Below are 22,452 nucleotides of genomic sequence, written 5' to 3' on the forward strand. Positions count from 1 at the left end.
GATGTACTGGATCTTGATGCGATCCTCCCCTGCCTCCAATCCCGCCATGAGCGCTTCCCTTATCTTGTCCACGCCATCGGCGGCGGGGCATTTGAGCTCCAGGTAGCCAGATATCTGCACGTATGGTGGGGTGACATTCTCTTTAGCTACCTCGGCGAAGATCGTGGTCCAATCGCCTTCAACTTCCGCGTCCTGCAAAGCTGTAGGACTGGCGGCACATGCCTCGAAAGCTGCATACAGATTGCCGAACTTGTCGGCCAAATCATACCCGAAGCTCTCAAGGGTGGCGTCGACGGTCATTCCTAACCGCTCGGCGACAATCTCCATAAGCTTCTCAGCTTTATTTTCATTCTTCCACTGTTGGATCTTCTCACGGCGCTGGTGTTCGTTTACGGATTTCAGGGAAAGATCGATGTGACCCTTTGATGAATCGACGCCAAGGACCTTCGTGACTATCTTCTGTCCTTCCCTGACGTAATCCCTGATGTACTTTACCCAGCCCGTGGCTACATCCCTGACGTGGATGAAACCTTCTTTGTTCCCATATTCGTCCAATGTGACGAACGCACCGAAGTTCTTTACGTTTTGGACTGTGCAAACAACGAGTTCGCCTTCCTCAGGAAACTCGCTGGCTTTGGGCATTAATCGACCACCTCTAGCAGCTGTCCCTTCATCTCCCCCACGCCTCCGCGGGGTTTGATCAAGGTCGAGCCGCAGACGTGGCAAGTTACGGGCATGGCTGGCTTCTTGAAGGCCACCTGCTCGTTGCCGCAATCAGCGCACTTTACTTTTACGAAGTTTGTCGTATGTACCATCTGGATCACTCCGTGAGCTCGAATTTCTTGGCCCTGAAGCAGCGCTTCTGGTGGGCCTTCTTGCATTTCTTGCAGCGGTATCTCAATGGGACCCTCTTGGTCGGTTTCTCCCTGCCTTCCGGTTTCGGACGCGGGAAACCTCCATATCCAGAGGTTGCCCTTCTGAATCTTCTCTGACCCCACTTGAGTTCGCTGGCCTTCTTTTTCTTGACCCTTTCTACCTCATGGTCGGTGTGAACCTTGCAGAAAGGACAGTAAGTCTTAATTTGCCTGGGCATTTTCATTATATCACCCTTGGAGCAACAGGCTTAATACTCAATTCCTATATAAACCTATTACCCTAGGTCTGGATGCTGGTCCCTATACTGGCCAAGTCTTGCGACCGTGGTTAGGTAAGGTACGCTTCTTCCGTTTTTATGCAATAAAGCCTCATGTTTATAACCATTTTCCTGAATAGCGCTAGTACCGGATCGTTTATGTAAGATTCACGTCACACTCTGCAATTCATTTCCATCGGGTAGGTCATCGGACCTGGAAGTGCGGACTTATAATCACCGAAAGATTATAATATAGAGGCGGTGGTCTGGAGGATTCCGCTCAAATAACTTCTTGCAGACAATGCAATTCTAAATACTGGATAAATTGCCAGTATTCAGGAAAATGTTATTTGAATCGATACGTCAAATAGAAAACGATATATATCTATGCGATAATAAATGATATGTATCAGGTATTGGATAGGTGAAATTAATGGCTGACAGGGGTTTCAGTAAGAAGGACGAGACACTGGTCGAGCTTCTCATGGGCACTGGCATGCCCAAGAATGTGGCTAAGACACTAGCCTTCCTGCGAAAGAAGGAAGAGACGACCTCAGTAGAGATCGAAATATCCACCGCGCTAAGGCAACCCGAAGTGTCGATCGCGATGCAGGAGCTCAGAAGGAGAAAATGGGTTATCAAACGGGACATAAAGAAAGAGGGCAAGGGCCGTCCGGTCCACGCCTATAAGCTTGCTATCCCGTTCGAGAAGATCGTCGAAACGCTCGAGAAGGAAGAAAGAAAGAGGATCGAGCGGATTGAAAGCAATATCGAACAGCTAAAGACCATGGCCCATTAGGCCAGGTCGTTCCTCATTTTTCTAATACCACGGTCCGGTCATCGTAAGCCACGACCGCTTTCGTTGCTAGCCCAAGGAATAGGCCGGTCTCTACGACACCAGGGATGCTTTTGAGCTTCCTTTCCAAGGAAACCGGGTCATCGATCCTTTCAAAACGACAGTTGTAAATGTAGTTACCATTGTCCGTGATGAACGGTTTGTCGCCACCTTTGAGCTCCGGAACACATCCCAGGGCCCTGATGTTCCTGGCGGTCAGGCCGTGGCCGAAGCGAGTCACCTCAATGGGGAGCGGCGATTTCGTTCCTAGTGTTTTCACAAGCTTCCCGCTATCCACTATGATGATCTCCTGTTTGGAGGCATAGGCCACCATCTTCTCCCGCAGCAGGGCGCCTCCCATCCCTTTGATCAGGTTCAGTTCATCATCGACCTCGTCCGCTCCGTCAATGGTTAGGTCGATCCGGTCCACGTCATCTAACGAAACAAGCGGGATGCCGCACTTCAGGGCCTGCTCCTCCGAGGCGACCGATGTGGGGACTCCGCGCAAATTGTATCCATCATCCACCAGCTTTCCGATCGCCTCGATGGCAAAGAACGTGGTCGATCCGGTGCCCAAGCCAAGGGTCATTCCGTCCTCGATGAAATGGACAGCCTTTTCTGCCGCCCTCCTTTTCAGATCGCTCATTCTTTCACATCCAGATCCTTTCGGATGAGATCGGTCAAAGCATCGGTAATGTAATCGTTCAGACGCTTTCCTGCCTGGACATTGGCCTTGCTGGCATCACCGACGAACCCCTGCGGATAGCATCGCTCCGGGTCGCTGATCACTGCGTAACCCGCAGAGACGAATTCGCCCTTGGTGCGGTTCTTGGGAACAAGGTCCGGCCTGATCGCCATGATCCTCGACGTTTCCATCATCCCCCCATGGCCATCACCGTTTCCCGCACCTATCTCTTCCTGGACGTTCTTTCCGATATCGTAATCTGCCAGGAATATGAGGTCCATCTGGTATCGGCGCACCACGTCCTCGCAGGCATCCTTTATCATGGCCATGTGGACGCTTCCCGAATGGCCGCTGATGATCACGACCTTGCGAATCCCGTTACGGTGCATGGACTCCAGGACGTCGATGACCAAGGCTCGGAGCGTTGACGACGTGATCCCGATGGTGCCAGGAAGGTTCCTCGTCGAGGAATGCTGTCCGTACTTGATGGCCGGTGCGACCAGGCCATTGACCCTCTGGGCCACAGCATCCGCGATGGCCTCAGGCTGGAAGGAGTCTGTTCCCAAGGGTAGATGTGGTCCATGTGCCTCGGTCGCCCCAATAGGAAGTATGACCACCGGGTCCCTTTCGACCGCTTCGGCGAACTCGTTGCTGGTCATCTCCTCGATGCGCACGTTCACACCTTCTTGTCTGACTTGAGCAGCTTTGTGCCGCAAACCGGGCACATGCCCTTTGAGAGGGAATCCTTGTTGAACTGTTCGACGAGCTGCTTATTGACCTCTTCCAGACGCTCGTCCTTGATGGTCTTATTGCATTTCGGGCAGTACATCGGCGCGGCTATCGCTTTCCTTGATATTTTTATGCTATCCCGGGGCAAGATTGAAATCACCCGCAGAGGATGGCAGATCATGCGTCTAGCCTGCCTATATTCCGGAGGAAAGGATTCCACCTACTCCGCCTACCTGATGGAACAGCAGGGGCACCGGGTATGCACATTGGTGAACATCGTCCCCAGCGATCCGTATTCATGGGTCTTTCATACTCTTAACCTTGATGCGATCCCGCTGATGGCCCAGGCCATGGGCAAAAGGTTGGTCTCCGTACCGTCAGACGGCACCGAGCAGGGGGATCTGGCTGCCCTCAGACAGGGACTTGAGGGATTGAACGTTGAAGGAGTGGTCGTCGGAGCGATAGCCTCCGATTATCAGTGGGACCGCATAAACGGAGTGTGCGAGTCGCTGGGACTGAGGCTGTTCGCACCCATGTGGCGAAAGGACCAGTTGATCCTCCTGAACGACATGGTCGAAGCAGGCGTGAAGGCCATCATCGTGGGCGTGTTCGCCGAAGGTCTCGACCAGAAATGGCTGGGAAGAACGATAGACCACGATTGCATCGGGGATCTGATCGAGGTGGCCAAGAAATATCGGATCAACGTTTCGGGCGAGGGCGGCGAATATGAGACCATGGCCTTGGACTCACCCATGCATTCCCAGCCCATAAAGGTGGAGTCCACCGAGACTGTGGTGGAGCGGGACACGGCTAGATTGCTGGTCAAGAAGTGCTCTCTCGACTTCGTCTGAAGATTAGAGCCTCTGTACCTCAGCCAGGAGCGCGTCATAGTCAGGTTCGTAGGATGGGTCCTCTGGGACCCACCGGTAGCGAATGATCATCTTTCCGTCCACCAGGAACGCTGCCCTATAGGCCCTTCCGTTCATGTATCCTTCATCCTCTATGAGAAGGCCCCATTCCCTCGATACCCGTCCGTCAAGATCCGACAGCAGCGGGAATTGCAGGCCGAGACCTATGCTCCAATCCCCGTGGGAACGGACCGTGTTTGTGCTGATGCCGATCAGGTGGCATCTTAGTGCGAATTGGTGAAGACGGTTCTGGAAGGTCTTCATCTCGATGGAACAGATCATCCCGAAGTCGGAAGGGTAGAAGAGGACGAGTGCCGGTTTCGATCGGACCAGCTCGCTCAGCGAGATCGAGACGTCCATACCCGCCGGCAGGATGAAATCTGGGGCTTTGGTTCCGGTCGGTGGGCCCAGGACTACGGCCATGGTTCACGCCCTCGGCCTTCGACCGTGACCATCTCCTTCAGGGATATGGCGTAATAATCGATGGTGAATTCCTTCTCGAAACCGGATTTCAGATATAGGGAAAGCGCCACATCGTTGTCCGTCTGGACATCCAGGATTATCCTGCCTTTTCCTTCGGCCCGTAACATATTGACCATGTTGCGTAAGATCGATCTGCCAAAACCTTTCCCCCGAGACCAGGGTAGCACGCAGAACCCGGTGAGCTCCGAGACCGATCCTTCATCAAGGACATCGATCTTGCCGATAGGCCTTCCGTCCACCTGTGCCAAGAATCTCCTCTGGTCCGGTTTCGAGTAGAAACGGTCATGGCATTCCAGTTCCACCTCTCGCAGCATCAGGTCGTCGTTTCCTACCTCCCTCAGGTCGATCTGCTGTGTCGGGACCATCTGTGATCCGGTCGAGCTCATCCGATGCTCGGAGAAGGCCAGCTTTCCTCCGACGCCTTTTATGAGATCTACTCCGACGTTGAGCCTACGGTCGTTCATGACCAGGATCCGGAAGTGTCCCCTGCGTTTGCATTCCGCCGTGGTGGCATCAAGAAGCATTGAGCAGACGACCATCCAATCTTCGTCGGGATCGGCGAAGATCGATACCTCCGCCTCTTCCTTTTCAAAGGAGTAGAAGAAGGAGAAGCCGATGCAGCGCGCCTCCCTCACGAAGGCCAAGGCGCCGACCCCGGGTTTGTCAAGGGACCTCAGGAAATCACCGGTAAGAAGTATCCCGACTCCCATCCTCATCTCGCATTTCTCTTTCAGTGCTAGGATCTGCGAGATCTCGTTCTCCGAGGGGTCCGCGATCGGTATGATCCTTCCCTCATCTGCCTTTTCACCCGCAACCTTGTTCACATCCCAGCCAATCGGTCGCTGACATAATAATACTTGCATGCAGGCTAAACTTTATGCCTTCCGTGAGCATCTAGAAACGTGGACCAGACGACGCCAGAGAGCGCAGCGCAGGATGCTGGAGACATAGAACTCAGGTTGGTGGACCTGGCAGGTGACGCCATGGGGGGAAAGGGTTCGGTTACGTTCATCTCTGGAGGTTCAGTCGATCGGCGGCGCTCGATCATCGCCCGCGTTCTGATGGAGACCGAGGAGATGGGGTGCCTGACGGTGATATGCGACTGCCGCCGCCCCCTCTCCGGGAATGAACCTCTGGCCGAAGCGCTGTTGGCTCTCAGGAAGGTCATCGAGGGAGGAGCCGCGGCCTATCCACCCGTTCCACCGGAAGGCGTGTGGCCATCAGACCGCTCATATCGGGCTGAGATGGAGGGGCTGGATCTGCTCCGTTCCATCACCGAAAACAGCACAACGGTGGTGGTCATCGAGGAGATGGGGGCCGCAGACCTAGACACGATGGCCATGTTCCAATTCCTTGCCCGGAACATCGGTCGGATGGGTGCGATGATGGTCGTCACCCACTCAAGAATGGATGAGGACCAAATCGCGATGAAGATGCTCGACGAACTAAGGGATGAGGTGGCGGTTCAAGAGCTTCATCTTCCGGTAACTGCCGATGATATGAAAGACAGAGGGGCATCGGCTGGGCATGCGGCACCGGCCGAAAGGGCCGCGAACCGAACCGCTTGCCAGCGCCCAGAGGCGACCTCATTGATCGAAAACCACATTCGTTCCTCCCGTGCAGCAATGGCAACCGGGGACATCAGCGGTTCTATAAATTATGCCTATGCCGCGCTCAGCGATTCGATGTCCATCGAACACTTCGGATTTGTGCTCGACTCCTATACGCTGCTGGGAGAATCCCTGACCCAGGCGGGCAAGGAGAAAGAGGCGTTCGACATCCTTGATAAAGCGATCGATCTTTCGACGGTGATCGGTGAACTGCCATCTCAAAGAAATGCTCATCTCAGGAAGGCGGAGCTCCTTCTTTTTAGCATCGGGGAACCGGATTCCGCTCTCAAAGAGGCGATCATGGCCGACAGGATCGCATCAAGATCATCGAGCGAGCTGGACAGGATCGAGCCATTGGGTATGGTTGCCATCATCGAGGCGAGGAATGGTCGGAGGGATAGGGCAGAGAAGGCCTTCTGCGACGCTTCTGGAACGCTTGATGGGCAGCCTTTGGACACGTTCATCAAGGAGAGGATGTTGCTTGCCTTGGCTGCCTCCCTGCTGTTGGAGGCCAGGAACGACATGGTCGGTATGAATGCCAGGTACGGGGAGGCAGAAGTGCTTGCCACGGCAACCAGTTCTCCGACCTATTGGTCGGCCGCGATGTCACTGCAACACGGTCGCTCGCTCCTCAGATTGAGAAGACCTCGGGAGGCCATAAGAAATCTGGACGAGTCCGCACGGCTTTTCGAACGGTTAGGGAATCCTCTGCAGTGCGCCCGGGTCAAGCGTGCGATCGAGGGGTCTGAGCTGGGTCCGATGCCTGATTGACATTCTGACCGAGAGGATGGCGCCCGCACGGTGCAAAGATGTTTATCGGTGCATTTACTAGATTCTACCTGGCCCGGTACAGCATGCAGGCGCGTTGCAGGTGAGGCGCCATTTAACGGGTCAAGGGGTGTTCCGCAATGATATTGGTCGTAGGGGCGACGGGACAGCTAGGCAGCATAGTGGTGAGGAATCTCCTGCAGCAGAAGAGGTCAGTACGGATCCTGGTCCGTCCGGGGTCAGACTATGAGCCGCTTATCAAGGCCGGTGCGAGGGCTGTGTTCGGTGATATAAAGTCACCGATAACCCTGATCGATGCGCTCAGGGGCGTGGAGACCCTGATCACCACGGCCAACTCAGCCCGACGCGGGGGCGATGACAACGTTCAGAATGTGGATCTCATCGGTAACCGCCATCTGGTGAACAGTGCCAAGACGGTCGGGGTCAAGCACTTCATTTTCGTTTCCGCCGCCCGGGCCGATGACAAGAGCCATTCCCCATTTCTGCAGGCTAAGAAGAAGACCGAGAACCACATCATCCAGAGCGGAATGAACTACACCATCGTGGCACCCGAGCCGATCATGGAGGTGTGGTTCAACACGTTCATTGCTGGACCGCTCAAGGCAGATCGGCCGGTGACGGTGATAGGCGAGGGCAACAGACGACACAGTTACATCTCCATAGAAGATGTGGCCGGATTCATCATCTCCTCGGTGGGAAACCCCGCGGCGAGGAACACCCGCCTGCTGATAGGCGGTCCAAAGGCGATCAGCTGGAACGATATCATCGGGACGTTCGAGATGACATTGAGAAAAAGGATCCCGGTCATTCACGACCTTCCCGGAACGGAGATACCAGGGATCCCCGAAGGCATGCTGGAACTGCTGACCGGGATGGAGACCTACGATTCCATGGTGGACACGGCCAAGCTGTACAAAGTGTTCGGGCTCAGGCAGACCTCCATGGAAGAAGCGGTCGTTTCTTACCTGTCCGGGCTGAAATTGGACCGGCCGATCCGGGAAAAATGATACGCCGAAAGCAGGGCTGAGGTCCGACCAAAGGTATTATCATGTGCCGGGCTCCGAACTCCTAGCATCAGGTGTCAACAATGTTCGTTCCCAATGCCGAATTGGATGAAAAGGTGAAGATCAAGATGGAATGCAAACGCTGTGGTCATTCATGGTTCAGAAAGGAGGGAGAAGGTGTCCCGGTCTGCCCGGAATGCAACGCCCCCTGCGAGGACAATGAGCATTGCAACGTCAACCGTAAGAACTGATCCGATCAGCTCCGACCATCAGTGATCGTGGTGCCAGCATTGCCGGTCAGGGCTTCGAGGGCCTTCTCCATGGAAGTGATCACAGCCCGTCTGCCTCCGTTCTTAACGAACTCGATCGCCGATTCAACCTTGGGTCCCATGCTGCCCTCCATGAACTGGCCTTCTTTCAGCCATTTTTCCGCCTGTGTCACCGTCATGGGGCCGATCGCTCGCTGTTCCGGCCTTCCATAATCCAGGAAGACCGATTCGACATCGGTGAGGATGAGCATCGAACAGGCGCCGATCAGGTGTGCCATCACCGCGGCCGAATGGTCCTTGTCGACCACTGCCTCCACGCCGCCGATCTCTCCCTCACTCTCAACCACTGGAATGCCACCCCCTCCGCAGGCTATCACGACGTATCCGTTCTCGAAGAGGTCCTTGATCGACTGCCCTTCCAGGATCGAGACAGGTCTGGGTGATGGGACGACCCTTCTAAAGCCTCGGCCGGGCGACTCCGCGACCGTCCAACCCTTTTCTTTCCGAAGCGCTTCCGCCTCCTGGGCTGAATAGAAGGGGCCGATCGGCTTTGAGGGTCGCCCGAAGGCCGTGTCGTTCGGGTCCACCAGCGTCTGGGTCAATATCGTCATGACCGGTCTCAAATCCCCGGTCTGTCGCAGCTCGTTCATCAGGCACTGCTGGAGCATGTAGCCGATCATCCCCTGGCTCTCCGCCCCGCAGAAGTCCAGGGGCATGGGCGGAAGCACTCCCTTGGCCATCTCATTGCGCAAAAGGATGTCACCTACCTGAGGTCCATTTCCATGGGTGATCGCGATGTGATAACCCTCTCCTATGAGCTGGGCGAGCGTCCGACAGGATGCCCTTACATTCCTGAGTTGCTCCTCCGCCGTCCCTTCCTCCTTGTATCTCAGGATGGCGTTGCCGCCTAAGGCTACCAAGACGGTCTTTTCGCATTCGTATTTCATCGGCCTGATCTGGGAGCCGATGGTTCTTCTACTTTCCTTGGCTGAAATCCGTCTCTCGAGCGCTACTAACCCCGATAATGAGACCAACCTGCACGGTCGCTGGTAAGCAATCGATTAATAACATGAAGTTAGTTTTTACCCATCCACTATCGAATCGTGAAGTGTGCTGTCATGAACGAAGTATTGAAGAACATCTATGCCAGGCGGTCGGTGAGGAGCTATTCCGAAAAGAAGGTTCCAGAGGATACGATCAAGGAGATACTCAGGACGGGTGCATCGGCGCCGAACGGGATGGGCGTCCAACCCCTGAGGTTCGTGGTCATTGAGAACCAAGAGAGGATCGATCACTATTCTGGGATAGCGAAGGAACTGTTCAAGGCGGGGGTGACCAAGAACCGCCCCAAGGACGAACCGTTACCGGAGAACCTCCAGGGACTCGTCAGGACACTGTCAAACCCGGACTTTCACCTGTTCTACCACGCCCCGGTCACGGTGTTCGTCTTCGCTCACCCCTCCGCCCTAACGCCGGTCGAGGACGCTAGCACGGCGGTGGAGAACATGTTCCTGTATGCCCGTTCGCTTGGGATCGGCAGCTGCTGGATCGGATTCGCTGGTTCACTGGCCCATAGTCAGGAGTTCCTGCAGGAATGCCAGGCCCCGTCCGATCACAAACTGGTCGCGCAGTTCGTGTTGGGCTATCCTAAAGGGGATTTCCCCGAGGCGAAGCAGCACGAACCACAGATCATAGGATGGATCAAGTGATCGCCCAAACCTTTCAGGGTCGTTTCATTGGGATAGGTCTCAGCGCCTGTCCTCCTCACGCTCGACCATTCCCATCAACAACATAGCGGTCAGGAGGGTCCTCCGGTCGAATTGGGGCGGAAGGTACTGACAGTCCACCTCCCAGGTGTCGCCGATGATCCTGAATTGTTGTTGGATATATGCCACTAAACGGCCATAGTATTCCACCTTGACCTGCTCGGTGATCAATCCACCTCCGGGAAGATACTTGCGCATAATACCGCGTCCGGACGGCTCCACCACCCGGCCTATCTGTTGGTTGAAGGCATCGAGCAAGGCATATTCGTCCTGGGCATAGTTCGAGAGGTAGCTCTTCCTCATCTTGCCAACACATGCGCCGCTACTGGAATCGATGACCGCCCATGTCCCCCAGTCATCCACGATGTTCTCCTGTTGGATCCGGAAGAGCTCGTCGGACATGTTCTCGTCCGAATAGACCCGAATGTCGTCCTTGATCCTCATCAGCTTCTGTTTGGAGAATCCGATCATGTTCCCCTGACGGTCCTCGATGAAGTACCTGTTGCCGACGGTGAGGACCTTCCTGCGTATACGATAGAAGTTCTGGAACCAGAGCCCTGTTTGACCCGGGGGGACATTGTGGATGGTTGCATCCAACCTCGTTCCGCAATGTCCGCAGAAACTGCTTCCGTCAGGCATTTCCAAGCCGCATTTTGGGCAATTCATTTCATCACCGAGAGAGCAAAATCATTGTCCGGATTAAATGATTAGGACCGATTTCTCAGACGGATGGAGATCAGACCTGTTCATGATTTCTGAGCGTATTCGTCCTAGAGAAAGTTCTCTCACATCCATTCCTGAATGTGCGCCAGATAGACCAGGGTGCCAAAGAACAGAGCAACCAGCCAGGCCCCGACGGTCGCCCGCATGAGGTTCCGTTGATAGCATCCCTTCCCAAGACGGAAACGGTTCCATACCCATTTGCCGGTCACGAAGGCGGACAGTCCTATCGCTATCGCCCCGGACAGGGCGTGTTCTAAATTGACCTGGGCCCGAACCGATCCGGCCTGGACGTCGTTGAGGAAATCCGATAGACTATCGTTGAAGATCGGCAACATGACCAGGGCGAAGGATGTCAGGCTGATCGCGGTGGCCATGCCCATGATCATTCCGTGGCTGGAGAGCCTCCTCCTTCTCCACTCGATGAGTGCGATAACCAGCATTCCCAGTATGATGATCTGGACGATCATGGTGGCCTGGGTCTCCAATCGCACCCCTGAGGCGCCATGCGAGAATTCCTGGGGCGTCTGCAGATCCATAGTGTTCAAACTTGACCTCATCCCGGATAATCCTTGCCATGAAATCCAAAACAAGAGAGCGAAGATCCCACCGCCTCATCCCGGATGCTCATGGTCGGGTTATTAATATTTCAGGTCGTTCCCCGCCCAATGGACGTATCCCTCCTGTTCACCACTGCGTTGGGGCTTGGTCTGATCATGGCCTTTGTTCCGGGAGCGGTCTTCTGCGAGGCCCTGCCATTGGGCTTCAGAAAGGGCTTCCGGCCAGTCCTGTCCCTGGAATTGGGTGCGTCCGCCGGAGATGCGATATGGGCAATAATCGCCCTGGTCGGCCTGGCCTTCCTGGTGCAGGATCCATTGACCAAGCTCGGCCTGGGCTTGATGGGAAGCGCCTTCCTCGGTTATCTGGCGTACAAGATGTTGACCGAGCATAGGAAATGTCTCCCAGATGACGAGAATGTCGAAAGCACCCGGAATGCTTTCATCACCGGAGCAGTCATATCGTTCGCCAGCCCTTTCCAGATAGCGTTCTGGTTGGGGATCGGGGCGTCAACCATACTGGTCTTGGTCTCCGAGCCTCAGCCTATACACTACGTATTATTCTTCGTGGCCTATATGATCGGTTCCTGCCTCGGAGGGACGATCATCGCCGCGTTATTGGCCTACGGGCGCAGGTTCGTAAAGGACCGCCTTTTCCGAGTCATCAATATCATATGCGCAGTGTTCATGATCTATCTGGCGGCCAGCCTCCTATGGAACACGATCCAAAGCCTGTGAACAATAGGGTCAAGAGGCTCTATCGTGATCGCTAGAAATCACCATTCAGCGGTCTTTAAATATGCCCATTCATATTTTGATATCTGATGGATTCTGGGAATGAGGTCAAAGCTGGCGGCCTGAATGAAGGTGTTGACCCGAGTGACGCTGCCTCCATAACCTCTACGGATGTGGTAGTCCGTTATGGCCAGATAATGGCCCTTGATCATTTCTCAGTGGCCATACCTCACGGCATCGTCGGACTCCTTGGCCCGAACGGGGCCGGAAAGAGCACCTTCATCAAGGCGGTCCTGGGATTGGTGCAACCGCAGTCTGGTAGCATCACCATCTCAGGCCTGGATTCTCGTGTTGACACCTTGGCCATCAGAGATCGCGTCGGCTATATGCCGGAGCACGATTGCCTGATCGACGCTATGCCAGGCGTGGAACTGGTGTCATATATGGGAAGGCTGTCAGGAATGGCCAAGGGAGACTCGATCCCTCGTAGCCATGAGGTACTGGATTTTGTCGGCATCGGGGAGGAGCGATATCGGCCAGTGGGGTCGTATTCCACCGGAATGAAGCAGAGGGTCAAGCTTGCCCAGGCCATCGTGCATGATCCGGACATAATGTTCCTCGATGAACCGACCAACGGCATGGACCCGAACGGCCGCGAGGAGATGCTGGAGCTTATCGGCAGGATCGCCGCCTCGGACAAGTCCATACTGGTGTCATCCCACATACTGCATGACGTCGAGGAGGTCTGTAAAGAGGCGATCATAATCAACAACGGCCGGGTGGTGGTGAAAGGGCCGCTGGAAACACTGTTGTCGCAGGGGTCGGACAGAAAGTCCATCAAGGTGAAAGGGACACCGGACAGGATCAGGTCGTTCATCGAAGCCCTCGGAAAGTACCACAACATCATAACCGTCACGGACCATTTCGGACTGGCCACGATCGTTTTTCTGAACCCGGGGGGAAGCAGGCCGGTTCTGGAGCTTGCCCATGACCTGGGAGTCCAGGTCCGCAGCTACCTCCCCGATCGTATCACCCTTGAGGACGTGTTCATAAAGGCCGTCACCGAGGTGAGATGATGGGCCTCGAACCAATCGGATATCGGCCATGGAAGGGAAAGCGAAGCGAACACCGACAGAGGTTCCTGGTCATCGCGGACCAGGTGCTGCGTCAGAAGACGGCATCACTGTGGTTGATCGGCGTCTTAATCCTGGGAACCATGCTGGTCCACATGTTCAGCATCATAATCATGTCCATCTCTCCTCACCTTTCCCTCACCGAGGCGGCGATGGCCGATGTGTTCCGGGGCCCGCTGTTCTACCTGTTCACACTGATACTGGTGGCAATGGTGTGTTCCGACCTGGTGTCGGAGGACATGCGCAGCCGCTCGCTAACGCTCTATATGTCCAGAGCACTGCGTCCGGAGAATTACCTGGCGGGCAAGGCTTTGGGTGCGCTGGCGGTGATATCGGTCTTCACCCTGTTGCCACCGCTGATAATGGCCCTCGCCGTGACCGCGACCCAGACCGGCGGAGATTACCTGTCCAGTCTGGCGGTCGTCGGAAGAACGCTGATCGCATCGATAGTGGCGACGATATTCCTGGTGCCCTTGGGACTGATGATCTCCTCCCTGACCACCAGGAAGACGTACGCCGCGGTTGGGACCTTCATGGTCGTGTTCGTTCTCCAGGTCATCGCTGGCATCTTTGAGAGGTTCGATCCGAACTGGACGTTGCTCGGGCCGGAGAACATCCTATTCTATTGCTATGACGTAATATTCGATCAGGCGATGCCATCAGGGATCAACACCGTGCTCCTGGCGATGGCTTTGCTGGTCGTTATCGTTCCCCCGTCGATGGTCGTCTTCGACCGGGTAAGGCGCAAGGGGGTGGGGAAGTGAACGACCCGGTGGTCAGCGCAAAGGGCGTATCCAAGTGGTATGGCCAGGTGATCGGGCTGAACAATTTCAGCGTGGAGATCGGCCACGGGATCACCGGCATCGTGGGTCCGAACGGATCGGGCAAGAGCACGTTCTTCAAGATCGTGACTGGCACCATCCGTTCCGAGGTCGGGGAGATCGCCGTCCTGGGACAAGAACCCTGGAGGAATCCCGTCCTGTTGCAGGACATCGGTTTCTGTCCAGACTATGATTTCCTGCCCTTCGACCTGACCGGGAGAGAGTACCTGCGCTTCGCCGGAGGGATGCACGGAATGGAAGGTGCGGCGCTTGGCACCCGCACCGATGAAGTGCTCGGCATTTTCGGTATGAAGGCAGCGGCGGACCGCAAGATGGGCGGTTACAGCAAGGGCATGGTGCAGCGTATCAAGATGGCCGGGTCGATGCTGCATGACCCGAAACTACTGTTGCTGGACGAGCCGCTGACCGGCACCGACCCGATCGCACGACGCGACCTGATGGACCTCATAGCCGATCTGAACGAGGTGCATGGGCATGACATCATCGTTTCCTCCCATGTCCTCCACGAGATAGAGCGTCTGACCTCCAACGTGGCGCTCATCTACAAAGGACGGGCAGTGGCGTCAGGTGGCATCCATGAGATCCGCTCATTGATGAGCGATCATCCACACAACATCGTCCTCGAAGGCCGGGGAATGGTGGAACTGGCAAAGGTGTTGATTGGTAGACCGTACACAGTATCGGTGGAAATGAGGCCGGAACGGAAGGGTCTGATCGTCAGGGTGTCGGACCCAGAAGCGTTCTTCGATTCCGTCGCCGACCTGATCCGTGAGTCCGGCTGCGATCTGGACACAATGCAAAGCCTGGATGACGACCTGGAAGCGGTGTTCAAGTACCTGGTGGGGTGAGAAAATGGATGTTGCTTTGAACATGGTCGGGCTTAGGGCGATGATCCTCTATTCGACAAGGAAGCTGTTGACCAACAGACGCTGGGTCATCATACTGTTCGTGGCTGCTCTGGTGGGGGTGGTCATGGGCTATTCCGCATCGCTCGCCACAGACGCACTGAGCCAAGGCAGCGACCTGCTCAACCTCCTGGTCCTTTCGTTCATATTGCCCATCATGGCGATGATCTTCGGCGCTTCCATGATAAGGAACGAGATAGACGACCGGAGCGTCACCCAGGTGATCACATCGCCGGTCGACCGCAGAACATCCTATATGGGGTACTATCTGGCGCTGATAGCGGTCCTGTCGCTCGCGCTGATCCTGGTCACCACGATCGGCTGGGCTGGTTACTATCTCATATCGGGAATGATGGACGACGCTGTCGGTCTGTACCTTTCATACCTGTTGGTCATCCTCCTCGGAGCTATCGTATACGCTTCCCTCTTCCTGGTCGTTGGCGTGATATTGAGACAGCCGATATACTTCGGGCTGATCTACGCATTCGTCTGGGAGGGGTTCATCGGCTCCCTCCCTGGCGCGGTGGGTGAGCTGACCATCATGCATCAGCTACGAGTGATAGCGGCCAGTCAGATCCATCATGGCAGCATATCAGGATTTACCGGTGACGCCACCGTCTCGTTCATATCATTGATGGCGGTCGCCGTCCTGCTCCTGTTCCTGGGGGCCTATTCGTTCAGGGAGAAGCAGGTACCCTGATCCGAACAGCCGAGCATCCTAGGCGTAGCTCATCAGCGTGCTCTTGGTCTCTATCTCCTCGGAAACGAACCGGGCCAGTTCCTCGATGACCTTGTCGCTCTCCTCGTAACAGATGGCGTGCCCGCTGGATTCGAACCGGATCAGCTGGGATCCGGGTATGCTCTCCCTCTGCACCTCGCCTAGCTCGAACGGCACCACTTTGTCGTTTACCCCATGGAATATCCTGGTCGGTATCCTTATCGACCCGATCTCCCCGGTCAGGTCTTCGTCCCGAAGTTCCTCAAGCCCTCTCAGACTGGCATGGGCGGAGGCCTGCATGCCCAATGATTCATAGAAACGCGCCATCGGCTCGCTTGGGGCCTTGTGGAAGAATATGTTCCCGAAATCCTGCTTCAGCTTGGCTCGGTCGGCCTTCTCTCCCTGGATCAGCCCCTCGACCGCGCTCGTCGGCACTCCATGTGGGAACTTTGGACGGTTGACGAAGCTCGGTCCTGCGGCGGCGATCAGCACCAATTTGGAAACTCTGTCATCATTTTGGGTGGCCGCATAATGCATTGCGATCGCCCCTCCGATCGAGAACCCGACCAGGGTGACATCCCTAAGTTTCAGAGCATCAATGACCTTCCTTATGTCTTGGACCCAGGTGTCATAGTCATATCCGTTCCAGGGCTTGTCCGACATGCCGAAACCCCGAAGGTCCAGCGCGATGACCCGGAAGCCCTGTTTAGGCAAGGCCATCGTCTGGTACTCGAACATGCGGTGGTTCAGAGGCCATCCGTGGATGAACAATATCGGTTTGCCTTCTCCCCAATCTTGGACATACAGCTTGACCCCCGGTTCCACTTCAACATAATTGCTTGATCCATCCATATGTATCAGGTTGCCCTTTTAGCCAAAGGTATAAAGGCCTTGCCAGTTCTAAATGCGGGATGGCGTCTTCGGGCTGAGGAAACCGCGCTCACGAACCTTTCTCATGGTTTGGACGGAGAGAACATGGACTTCGACAGGTAGATCAGCCATATGATGTCCACCAGCGTGCATACTGTGGCCGGAACAGCGGCGGCCGGTCCGATCAGAGCAATGGCCAAGGTGGCCGCCATTCCGGTGTTCTTGTAGGATGCGAACAGGACCTCCGGGACCCTCCTGGTCCGTTTGATATTCCTCCTTTCCAGATACCAGTTCCATAGGATGCCGATGCCGAACAACCGGATGAAGGCGACAAGCACCAGGCTCAGCAACAGTATTTGATCACCGAAGAAGACCTGCCGGTTCGGGCCGGCAATGGCAACGATCAGGACAAAGAATGCCACGTTAATCGCGGCGCTCTTCTGTGCCGGTCTGATGTCCACCTGCCTGAGAACCCGGGAGACGGCCATTGGCAGAAGGATGAGATATCCGACATAACCCAACAGGGTCATGACGTCCACCGCTGTCCCGATGAACACCAGGGTGATGAGCGGGGTGACCGCAAGTGCTATCAGATACAGGGATGTGGTCGAGACCAGCGTGGATTCGAGATCCCCTTTGAGCAGGTAGGTGAACGGGACGATGGATACCGCCGAGGGCACCGCCGCCATTATTATCCATCCATCTCTGAGCTCTCCCTGGAAAAGATAGCTCATGGCGATAGTGGTCGCTGTGGATAGAACGAAAGAGAGCAAGAACGCGTTCCTGATGGGGACTGAATGGTCCTTCAGCTTTAGCCCCCTCAGCCTGAGGGCGGTCAGCGACAATGACATCATCACGATGAGGGACAGCATGGCGATGTTGCTGTTCGTGAGGGGGATCCCTGCAGGGAACCCTCCGGTGATAATGGCCACAACGAACGCCGATACCATCATGACCGGGTTATTGGTGAGGATCCTCCAGGCTTGCACACAGGGAAGAAGCGGATGTCCGATTAATTGGTTTCGTGACCGGTCGGGTCACCCGAACGGACCCGATCGGTCTCATTCCGGTTCATTTCCTTGGCTGGCGGTCAAAGAAAATGTTCTTTCCGGTCGCGGATAATGGTATCCCGTGGACGATCTGGGCTTTGGTCAGACCAAGCCGCCTCGCCGCCACTCCGACCCGGTACATGATGCGATTGTCCACATTGAGCTCGGAGGCGATCTTGACCGCCGATCCCATGGCTATTCCCAGGTCCAACAGTCTTATCGCGCAATTCCCTCCTATGAAATCAGCATTGCACGGGTGTCCTTCCATTTCTGCACAGGTGGTGAATCCACATGCGCCGCAGTTCAGACCCGCACCTTTGTGCGGAAGGAGGCCGATTAGCACCAAGCCATCGGAATCCAGGACGTTCTGCCCGTCCCTGTCGAAATTTGGACGGCTCGGTTCCCTTGCCATGCTCATCATCTCGTTCCCCACATCGATCCTTTCGGCATCGCTCAGCACCTTGATCTCGATGAAATCCTTACCTACGCCCTTAGGTGCGGTCCGGGCGGCCACCTCCATCAGGTCCGCGACCATCCTTACCGTGTCCTTGATCGCCATGAAAAGGAATGCCGATACCTTCCATTATAGCTTGCCCTTGTCCTGACCAGGCAGAACGTTTTACTATCTAGAAGTCCCCTCACTCTCCGGTGGGATCAATGAAAGTAGCGATCTTCAATGGAAGCCCAAGGAAAGAGGGCAATACGGCCGCGATCCTCAGGGATGTTGAGAAGAGGTGTTCTGAAAGTGGGGCCGAGGTCGACTATTTCGACCTTTACTATCTGGATTTCAAAGACTGCTCCGCCTGCATGGGCTGCAAGAAAGGGGAGAGGTGTGTCCAAAAGGATGGGCTATCTCCCGCTCTGGACAAGATCAGAGAGGCAGACGCGATCGTGATCGGATCTCCGATTTACATGTCGGCCGAAACGGCGACCACGAAGGCTCTCGTCGATCGTTTCTATTCCTTCCTGGCGATGGGTTCGGGACAGGGCCAATACTCGAACCGCTTGCCCAAGGGCAAGAAGGGTGCGGTCCTCTTCACCTGCGGCAACCCTCAAGGGGTAGAGATGTTCTCTCCGGTGACCGCTCGTTACCAGAACCTGCTCCAGAGGTATGAGATCGACGGAACGGTCGTGGTGGTGCCCTCGGTCACTCCGAACATGAAGGTGCTTGAGACTCTGAGAGGCCAGAAGGCGGTCGCGGACATCATCGAGAGGATATCTGGATGATCCTGTGATATTGCCCATACAACTCAGCGTCGGACACCGCTTCACGGTGACCCGCACCAACGCTATCGTTTCCAGTCATCTTTAATAGCCCAGTCGCCAATCTGATTTCCAGGGGAGACGAAAAATCTTGAACCGTATAGCACAAGGCCTAGTCCTATTCGTCGCGATGTTCCTGATATTGTTGGGCGTGATCTTTCTAATAGCGTCGCGGATCGAGGACATGATCCTCGGTGCGGTTCTGGTCATGATCGCGGTGATGCTCCTGCTCTTCATCTACCGCAGCCAGAAGATAGAAGCGGCGAAACCGACATTGGTCACCCAGAACTTCGATGTTAAGATGGAAGGTTCTGGCACCATGGAGCAGAAGGAATTAAGATGCAAGACATGCGGGGCACCGCTTTCCGAGAAGAACCTGAAGGTAGTGGAAGGGGGCGTCGTCATGGTGTGTCCATACTGCAACACTGTCACATCCTTGCAGGAATCTCCCAAATGGTGAGAAAAATGGAAGGACCATTGAGAATTGGATCGACCCGGAAGTTGTTGATGTTGGTTGTTTCGGCCTCTTTGATGCTATCCGCTCTCGGGCTCATCGGGAGTTCACCACTCGGTAGAGTGGAAGGGGCCAATCCTTCATTCGGGCTCACCAGCGAGGACGTCAACGTGACCGTTCTGCGTGACGGCAGCGTCAACATCGACTATCACTTCCGTTTTAACAGCGCCAGCTCACTGGATGGCGTGGACATAGGTCTCCCGAACTCATATTACGACAGCTCATCAGCCTATGCCTGGGTCATCGTCCAAGGTTCGAACTACACTCCAGCCCAGGTACATGTCTCGCCATTCGTCAACCCAGGAATGGCGGTGGAGTTCGGTAGCTCTCTCCAGGGCCTGATCCAAAGCTCCAGCTTCTTCGATCTGTATTTTCATGTCAACAATCCACACATGGTGTACCGGAACGACCTGGTAAACGGTTCCGTGGGAGTGAGCTTCCGGCCCACTTGGTTCGATGCCTCCTTCCAGAACGGACCTGCTGGCGTACTGACCGGGCACTTGATCTTCCCGATCGGCTTCGACAATGCCACTCAGGCCTACTGGCTGCAGTCGAATCCCTGGGATTCCCTGACCTTCGATAATCTCACCAGCCGTACCGTGGCCTCCTGGACCTGGACGAACGCATATCCCGGTGCGGTGGCAGCCGGAACGTATGATTTCGGAGGAGGGTTCCCTGCGGTCTATGTAGAGAAATACTTCGTGCCCGGGGTCTCATCGCCGGACGCCCTCGGCGATCTCATCGCCCTGATCGGGCTGCTTGCGCCCGTACTGGTCTTCGCATTCATCTTCGCGCTCGTGATCATCGTGAGCATCTCATCGGCCAGGCGGAGGAATGGGGACTACTACGAGCCAAAGATGAACGTGGTCGGGGCTGGTCCCCGCCGCGACCTGACGGCAGTGGAGGCGGCAGTGATACTTGAACGGCCGATTGAGAATGTGGCCACGATGATACTGTTCGGGCTCATCAAGAAAGGAAAGGTGCAGATCGCCTCGGAGGAGGCTCCCATGAGGCTTACGAAGATGGCGGAGACCGCCGATTATCCCTATGAGAACGACTATCTGAAGTCGATACTGCCTGACCAGACGGTGGGCCGGGCCGCATTGAAGAACACTCTGGTGCACCTTATCGAATCGACCCGGGACAAGATGAAGGGATTCGATCTGGAGGTCACCAAGCATTACTATGAATCCATTGCGGACAAGGCCTGGCAACAGGTCAAGGAAGCGGGAACGCCGGAGGACATCGGGCGATTGCTAAACGAGAAGAACGAATGGATGATGCTGGACCGGGACTACCCCGGCAGGATGAACAGCCAGATCCTGATCCTGCCGATCCTGCTGGGAAACCGTAATGTGCCGGGAAACGCCGGACCCAACATCGCGCAGGCAGCATCGAGCTATGTTTCGCAGGTCAGATCGGCGGCCAGCAACCTGGTGAGCGATATGCGCGGCATCTCGCGGGACGTGGTCGCCGTGACCAACCCGGTGCCGATCGCCGCCGCCAGCGGCTCCGGGATGTCGGGCGGCGGTCACTGCGCATGTGCCTGCGCCTGTGCCTGTGCATGTGCCGGAGGTGGACGATGAGCCTAAGGGGGAGATGGCAGGAACTGGAAGGCAAAGGTCTCAAGCCAGGCGTGTACAAGTACGACGGCAGGGGGGACCTCAAGCAGCATCGGTTCCATCTGCGGGTGGACTCGGAGAGCAAGGGGGCCTTGCTGGTGGACGCGGCCAGCATAATCTTCCTGAATGGGACGGCCGTCGACTACGTGCGATGCATCCTGGAAGGCCGGTCCGATAAGGCGGTCGTCAGGTACATGCGCCGCCGGTATCGCGGTCTGGGAAAGCCGCAGGCTTTGGAGCATTATAAGGGCATCAAGGCCCAGCTATCTACCTACCTGGAAGGGGATGGCGAGATCCTGAGCATGATCGGACCGGACAAGCCATCCATCGGCAAGGACGACTTCCCGGCCCCGTACCGGATGGACCTGGCCTTGACCTATAGGTGCCAGAACAAGTGCGACCATTGCTACAACGAACCCCGACAGATGAAAGAGCTGACCGTGGAACAATGGAAGCAGGTCATCGACAAGACCTGGAGGCTGGGGATCCCCCACATCGTCTTCACCGGGGGAGAGCCGACGATGTTCGAGGGGTTGGCCGAACTGGTCGTCCTTTCGGAGAAGTACGGGCAGGTCACCGGCATGGTCTCGAACGGCAGGAACCTGGCCAAGCCTGGCTATCTTCATGACCTGGTGGTGAAAGGGCTGGACCATGTCCAGATAACCGTGCTATCGTCACGCGAGGAGCTTCATGACCGTTTGGTGGGAGAGGCCGGAGCGTGGAAGGAGACCGTGGAGGGGTTAAGGACAGCTCTCCTGGAGCAGATGTACGTGAGCACGAACACCACCATCATGCGCTCCAATCTGGACGATCTGGAGGATACCATGCGTTCCCTCATCTCCCTGGGCGTCAGGAACATCGCCTTCAACGGCATCATCCGTTCTGGCAAAGGGGTAGGCACCGAAGGCATAACCTATGCGGAACTGGCATCGGCCCTGGTCAAGCTCAAGGAGATCGCCGCCGCGGCCCAGGTGAAGCTGATCTGGTACACTCCCACGCCATATCACGAGTTCAACCCGGTGAACTACGGGCTGGGGATCAAGCAATGCACCGCCTGCTCCCTCAACATGGCGATCGAACCGGACGGGACGGTCCTGCCTTGCCAGAGCTACTATGAGCCGCTGGGTAACATCCTGACCGACCCGTGGGACAAGATATGGGGCCACGACCTCTGCAAGAGGATCAGGGAAAGGAAGTATCTAGACGGGGAATGCCTGGAATGCGGAATGAAAGACGTCTGCGGGGGCGGTTGCCCCCTCTCCCGGAAGGCTGGGGATTACATCTGCCTGGACCGGCATTCGAGCATGTGACCGG

Annotated in this window: 29 protein-coding genes; 15 read left to right on the forward strand and 14 right to left on the reverse strand. The window is 55.9% G+C overall.

What is annotated here, in order from left to right; translation table 11 throughout:
- The 3 genes from VGK23_05710 to VGK23_05720 form a co-directional block, all read right to left on the reverse strand.
- Nucleotides 1-642: translation initiation factor IF-2 subunit alpha (locus VGK23_05710; GenBank protein ID HEY3420031.1), on the reverse strand; the 642-nt coding region annotated here is incomplete at its 3' end.
- Nucleotides 642-815, reverse strand: coding sequence for a 30S ribosomal protein S27e (locus VGK23_05715; GenBank protein ID HEY3420032.1), 174 nt, complete (start codon nt 813-815; stop codon nt 642-644). The genes VGK23_05715 and VGK23_05710, both read right to left, overlap by 1 nt.
- A 5-nt stretch (nt 816-820) precedes the next feature.
- Nucleotides 821-1,093, reverse strand: a complete 273-nt coding sequence (locus VGK23_05720; protein HEY3420033.1) for a 50S ribosomal protein L44e — start codon at nt 1,091-1,093, stop codon at nt 821-823.
- A 472-nt stretch (nt 1,094-1,565) separates the two neighbouring features.
- Between VGK23_05720 and VGK23_05725 the strand changes: the two genes are divergently transcribed.
- Nucleotides 1,566-1,931, forward strand: coding sequence for an ArsR family transcriptional regulator (locus VGK23_05725; GenBank protein ID HEY3420034.1), 366 nt, complete (start codon nt 1,566-1,568; stop codon nt 1,929-1,931).
- A gap of 13 nt (nt 1,932-1,944) precedes the next feature.
- On the opposite strand, the gene rpiA is transcribed toward VGK23_05725, so the two are convergent.
- From rpiA to VGK23_05740, 3 genes are read right to left on the reverse strand one after another with little or no spacing between them, the layout of a single operon-like run.
- Nucleotides 1,945-2,613, reverse strand: coding sequence for a ribose-5-phosphate isomerase RpiA (gene rpiA, locus VGK23_05730; GenBank protein ID HEY3420035.1), 669 nt, complete (start codon nt 2,611-2,613; stop codon nt 1,945-1,947).
- Nucleotides 2,610-3,326, reverse strand: a complete 717-nt coding sequence (locus tag VGK23_05735; GenBank protein ID HEY3420036.1) for a creatininase family protein — start codon at nt 3,324-3,326, stop codon at nt 2,610-2,612. Before VGK23_05735 ends, rpiA begins: the two co-directional genes overlap by 4 nt.
- A gap of 2 nt (nt 3,327-3,328) precedes the next feature.
- Nucleotides 3,329-3,481: a hypothetical protein gene (locus VGK23_05740; GenBank protein ID HEY3420037.1), complete on the reverse strand. Its 153-nt coding sequence runs from the start codon at nt 3,479-3,481 to the stop codon at nt 3,329-3,331.
- A 79-nt stretch (nt 3,482-3,560) separates the two neighbouring features.
- Here VGK23_05740 and VGK23_05745 point away from each other — a divergent pair, with 79 nt between their 5' ends.
- A complete protein-coding gene (locus VGK23_05745; GenBank protein ID HEY3420038.1) occupies nt 3,561-4,232 on the forward strand; it encodes a diphthine--ammonia ligase in 672 nt (223 codons plus the stop codon).
- A 3-nt stretch (nt 4,233-4,235) separates the two neighbouring features.
- Here the strand turns inward: VGK23_05745 and VGK23_05750 are convergent, their stop codons facing one another.
- Entirely contained in the window at nt 4,236-4,712 is a 477-nt protein-coding gene (locus tag VGK23_05750) for a redoxin domain-containing protein (protein ID HEY3420039.1), read from the reverse strand.
- Nucleotides 4,703-5,596 carry a GNAT family N-acetyltransferase gene (locus VGK23_05755; GenBank protein ID HEY3420040.1) on the reverse strand — a complete coding sequence of 298 codons (894 nt, stop codon included), beginning with the start codon at nt 5,594-5,596 and terminating at the stop codon, nt 4,703-4,705. Before VGK23_05755 ends, VGK23_05750 begins: the two co-directional genes overlap by 10 nt.
- Nucleotides 5,597-5,674: 78 nt before the next feature.
- Between VGK23_05755 and VGK23_05760 the strand changes: the two genes are divergently transcribed.
- From VGK23_05760 to VGK23_05770, 3 genes are all read left to right on the forward strand, one after another.
- On the forward strand, nt 5,675-7,153 hold the full coding sequence (locus VGK23_05760; GenBank protein ID HEY3420041.1) for a hypothetical protein: 1,479 nt from the start codon (nt 5,675-5,677) through the stop codon (nt 7,151-7,153).
- A gap of 137 nt (nt 7,154-7,290) precedes the next feature.
- Nucleotides 7,291-8,178, forward strand: coding sequence for an SDR family oxidoreductase (locus VGK23_05765; GenBank protein HEY3420042.1), 888 nt, complete (start codon nt 7,291-7,293; stop codon nt 8,176-8,178).
- Nucleotides 8,179-8,258: 80 nt separating this feature from the next.
- Nucleotides 8,259-8,426, forward strand: coding sequence for a hypothetical protein (locus tag VGK23_05770; GenBank protein ID HEY3420043.1), 168 nt, complete (start codon nt 8,259-8,261; stop codon nt 8,424-8,426).
- Nucleotides 8,427-8,431: 5 nt separating this feature from the next.
- Here the strand turns inward: VGK23_05770 and arcC are convergent, their stop codons facing one another.
- Nucleotides 8,432-9,391 (reverse strand): carbamate kinase, encoded by a 960-nt coding sequence (gene arcC, locus VGK23_05775; GenBank protein ID HEY3420044.1) that lies wholly within the window; start codon nt 9,389-9,391, stop codon nt 8,432-8,434.
- A gap of 171 nt (nt 9,392-9,562) precedes the next feature.
- On the opposite strand from arcC, the gene VGK23_05780 reads away from it, so the two are divergent.
- Nucleotides 9,563-10,153, forward strand: a complete 591-nt coding sequence (locus tag VGK23_05780; protein ID HEY3420045.1) for a nitroreductase family protein — start codon at nt 9,563-9,565, stop codon at nt 10,151-10,153.
- 39 nt (nt 10,154-10,192) lie between these two features.
- Here VGK23_05780 and VGK23_05785 read toward each other — a convergent pair whose 3' ends face one another.
- A complete protein-coding gene (locus VGK23_05785) occupies nt 10,193-10,876 on the reverse strand; it encodes a zinc ribbon domain-containing protein (GenBank protein ID HEY3420046.1) in 684 nt (227 codons plus the stop codon).
- Between the two features lie 119 nt (nt 10,877-10,995).
- Nucleotides 10,996-11,469, reverse strand: coding sequence for a hypothetical protein (locus VGK23_05790; GenBank protein ID HEY3420047.1), 474 nt, complete (start codon nt 11,467-11,469; stop codon nt 10,996-10,998).
- A gap of 129 nt (nt 11,470-11,598) precedes the next feature.
- Here VGK23_05790 and VGK23_05795 point away from each other — a divergent pair, with 129 nt between their 5' ends.
- The 5 genes from VGK23_05795 to VGK23_05815 all read left to right on the forward strand — a co-directional run bounded on the left by VGK23_05795 (nt 11,599) and on the right by VGK23_05815 (nt 15,802).
- The gene (locus tag VGK23_05795) at nt 11,599-12,225 is read left to right on the forward strand and encodes a LysE family transporter (GenBank protein ID HEY3420048.1); all 627 of its coding nucleotides are present in this window, start codon (nt 11,599-11,601) and stop codon (nt 12,223-12,225) included.
- An 86-nt stretch (nt 12,226-12,311) separates the two neighbouring features.
- Nucleotides 12,312-13,298 carry an ABC transporter ATP-binding protein gene (locus VGK23_05800; GenBank protein ID HEY3420049.1) on the forward strand — a complete coding sequence of 329 codons (987 nt, stop codon included), beginning with the start codon at nt 12,312-12,314 and terminating at the stop codon, nt 13,296-13,298.
- Nucleotides 13,298-14,119, forward strand: coding sequence for an ABC transporter permease subunit (locus VGK23_05805; GenBank protein HEY3420050.1), 822 nt, complete (start codon nt 13,298-13,300; stop codon nt 14,117-14,119). The genes VGK23_05800 and VGK23_05805 overlap by 1 nt, the downstream gene beginning before the upstream one ends.
- Entirely contained in the window at nt 14,116-15,045 is a 930-nt protein-coding gene (locus tag VGK23_05810; protein ID HEY3420051.1) for an ABC transporter ATP-binding protein, read from the forward strand. Before VGK23_05805 ends, VGK23_05810 begins: the two co-directional genes overlap by 4 nt.
- 4 nt (nt 15,046-15,049) lie before the next feature.
- Complete coding sequence (locus tag VGK23_05815) at nt 15,050-15,802, forward strand: ABC transporter permease subunit (protein ID HEY3420052.1); 753 nt, start codon at nt 15,050-15,052, stop codon at nt 15,800-15,802.
- A gap of 18 nt (nt 15,803-15,820) precedes the next feature.
- Here the strand turns inward: VGK23_05815 and VGK23_05820 are convergent, their stop codons facing one another.
- The 3 genes from VGK23_05820 to VGK23_05830 form a co-directional block, all read right to left on the reverse strand.
- A complete protein-coding gene (locus VGK23_05820; GenBank protein ID HEY3420053.1) occupies nt 15,821-16,672 on the reverse strand; it encodes an alpha/beta hydrolase in 852 nt (283 codons plus the stop codon).
- A gap of 101 nt (nt 16,673-16,773) precedes the next feature.
- A complete protein-coding gene (locus VGK23_05825) occupies nt 16,774-17,679 on the reverse strand; it encodes a hypothetical protein (protein ID HEY3420054.1) in 906 nt (301 codons plus the stop codon).
- An 82-nt stretch (nt 17,680-17,761) separates the two neighbouring features.
- A complete protein-coding gene (locus VGK23_05830; protein HEY3420055.1) occupies nt 17,762-18,298 on the reverse strand; it encodes a DUF2148 domain-containing protein in 537 nt (178 codons plus the stop codon).
- 98 nt (nt 18,299-18,396) lie between these two features.
- On the opposite strand from VGK23_05830, the gene VGK23_05835 reads away from it, so the two are divergent.
- From VGK23_05835 to VGK23_05850, 4 genes are all read left to right on the forward strand, one after another.
- Nucleotides 18,397-18,966, forward strand: a complete 570-nt coding sequence (locus VGK23_05835) for a flavodoxin family protein (GenBank protein ID HEY3420056.1) — start codon at nt 18,397-18,399, stop codon at nt 18,964-18,966.
- Between the two features lie 127 nt (nt 18,967-19,093).
- A complete protein-coding gene (locus VGK23_05840; GenBank protein ID HEY3420057.1) occupies nt 19,094-19,462 on the forward strand; it encodes a hypothetical protein in 369 nt (122 codons plus the stop codon).
- 47 nt (nt 19,463-19,509) lie between these two features.
- Complete coding sequence (locus tag VGK23_05845; GenBank protein HEY3420058.1) at nt 19,510-21,102, forward strand: hypothetical protein; 1,593 nt, start codon at nt 19,510-19,512, stop codon at nt 21,100-21,102.
- Complete coding sequence (locus VGK23_05850; GenBank protein HEY3420059.1) at nt 21,099-22,448, forward strand: radical SAM protein; 1,350 nt, start codon at nt 21,099-21,101, stop codon at nt 22,446-22,448. The genes VGK23_05845 and VGK23_05850 overlap by 4 nt, the downstream gene beginning before the upstream one ends.
- The last annotated feature ends 4 nt before the right edge of the window (nt 22,449-22,452 follow it).

The sequence above is a fragment of the Methanomassiliicoccales archaeon genome, from assembly GCA_036504055.1.
In the GTDB taxonomy this organism is placed as follows: Archaea; Thermoplasmatota; Thermoplasmata; order Methanomassiliicoccales; family UBA472; genus DASXVU01.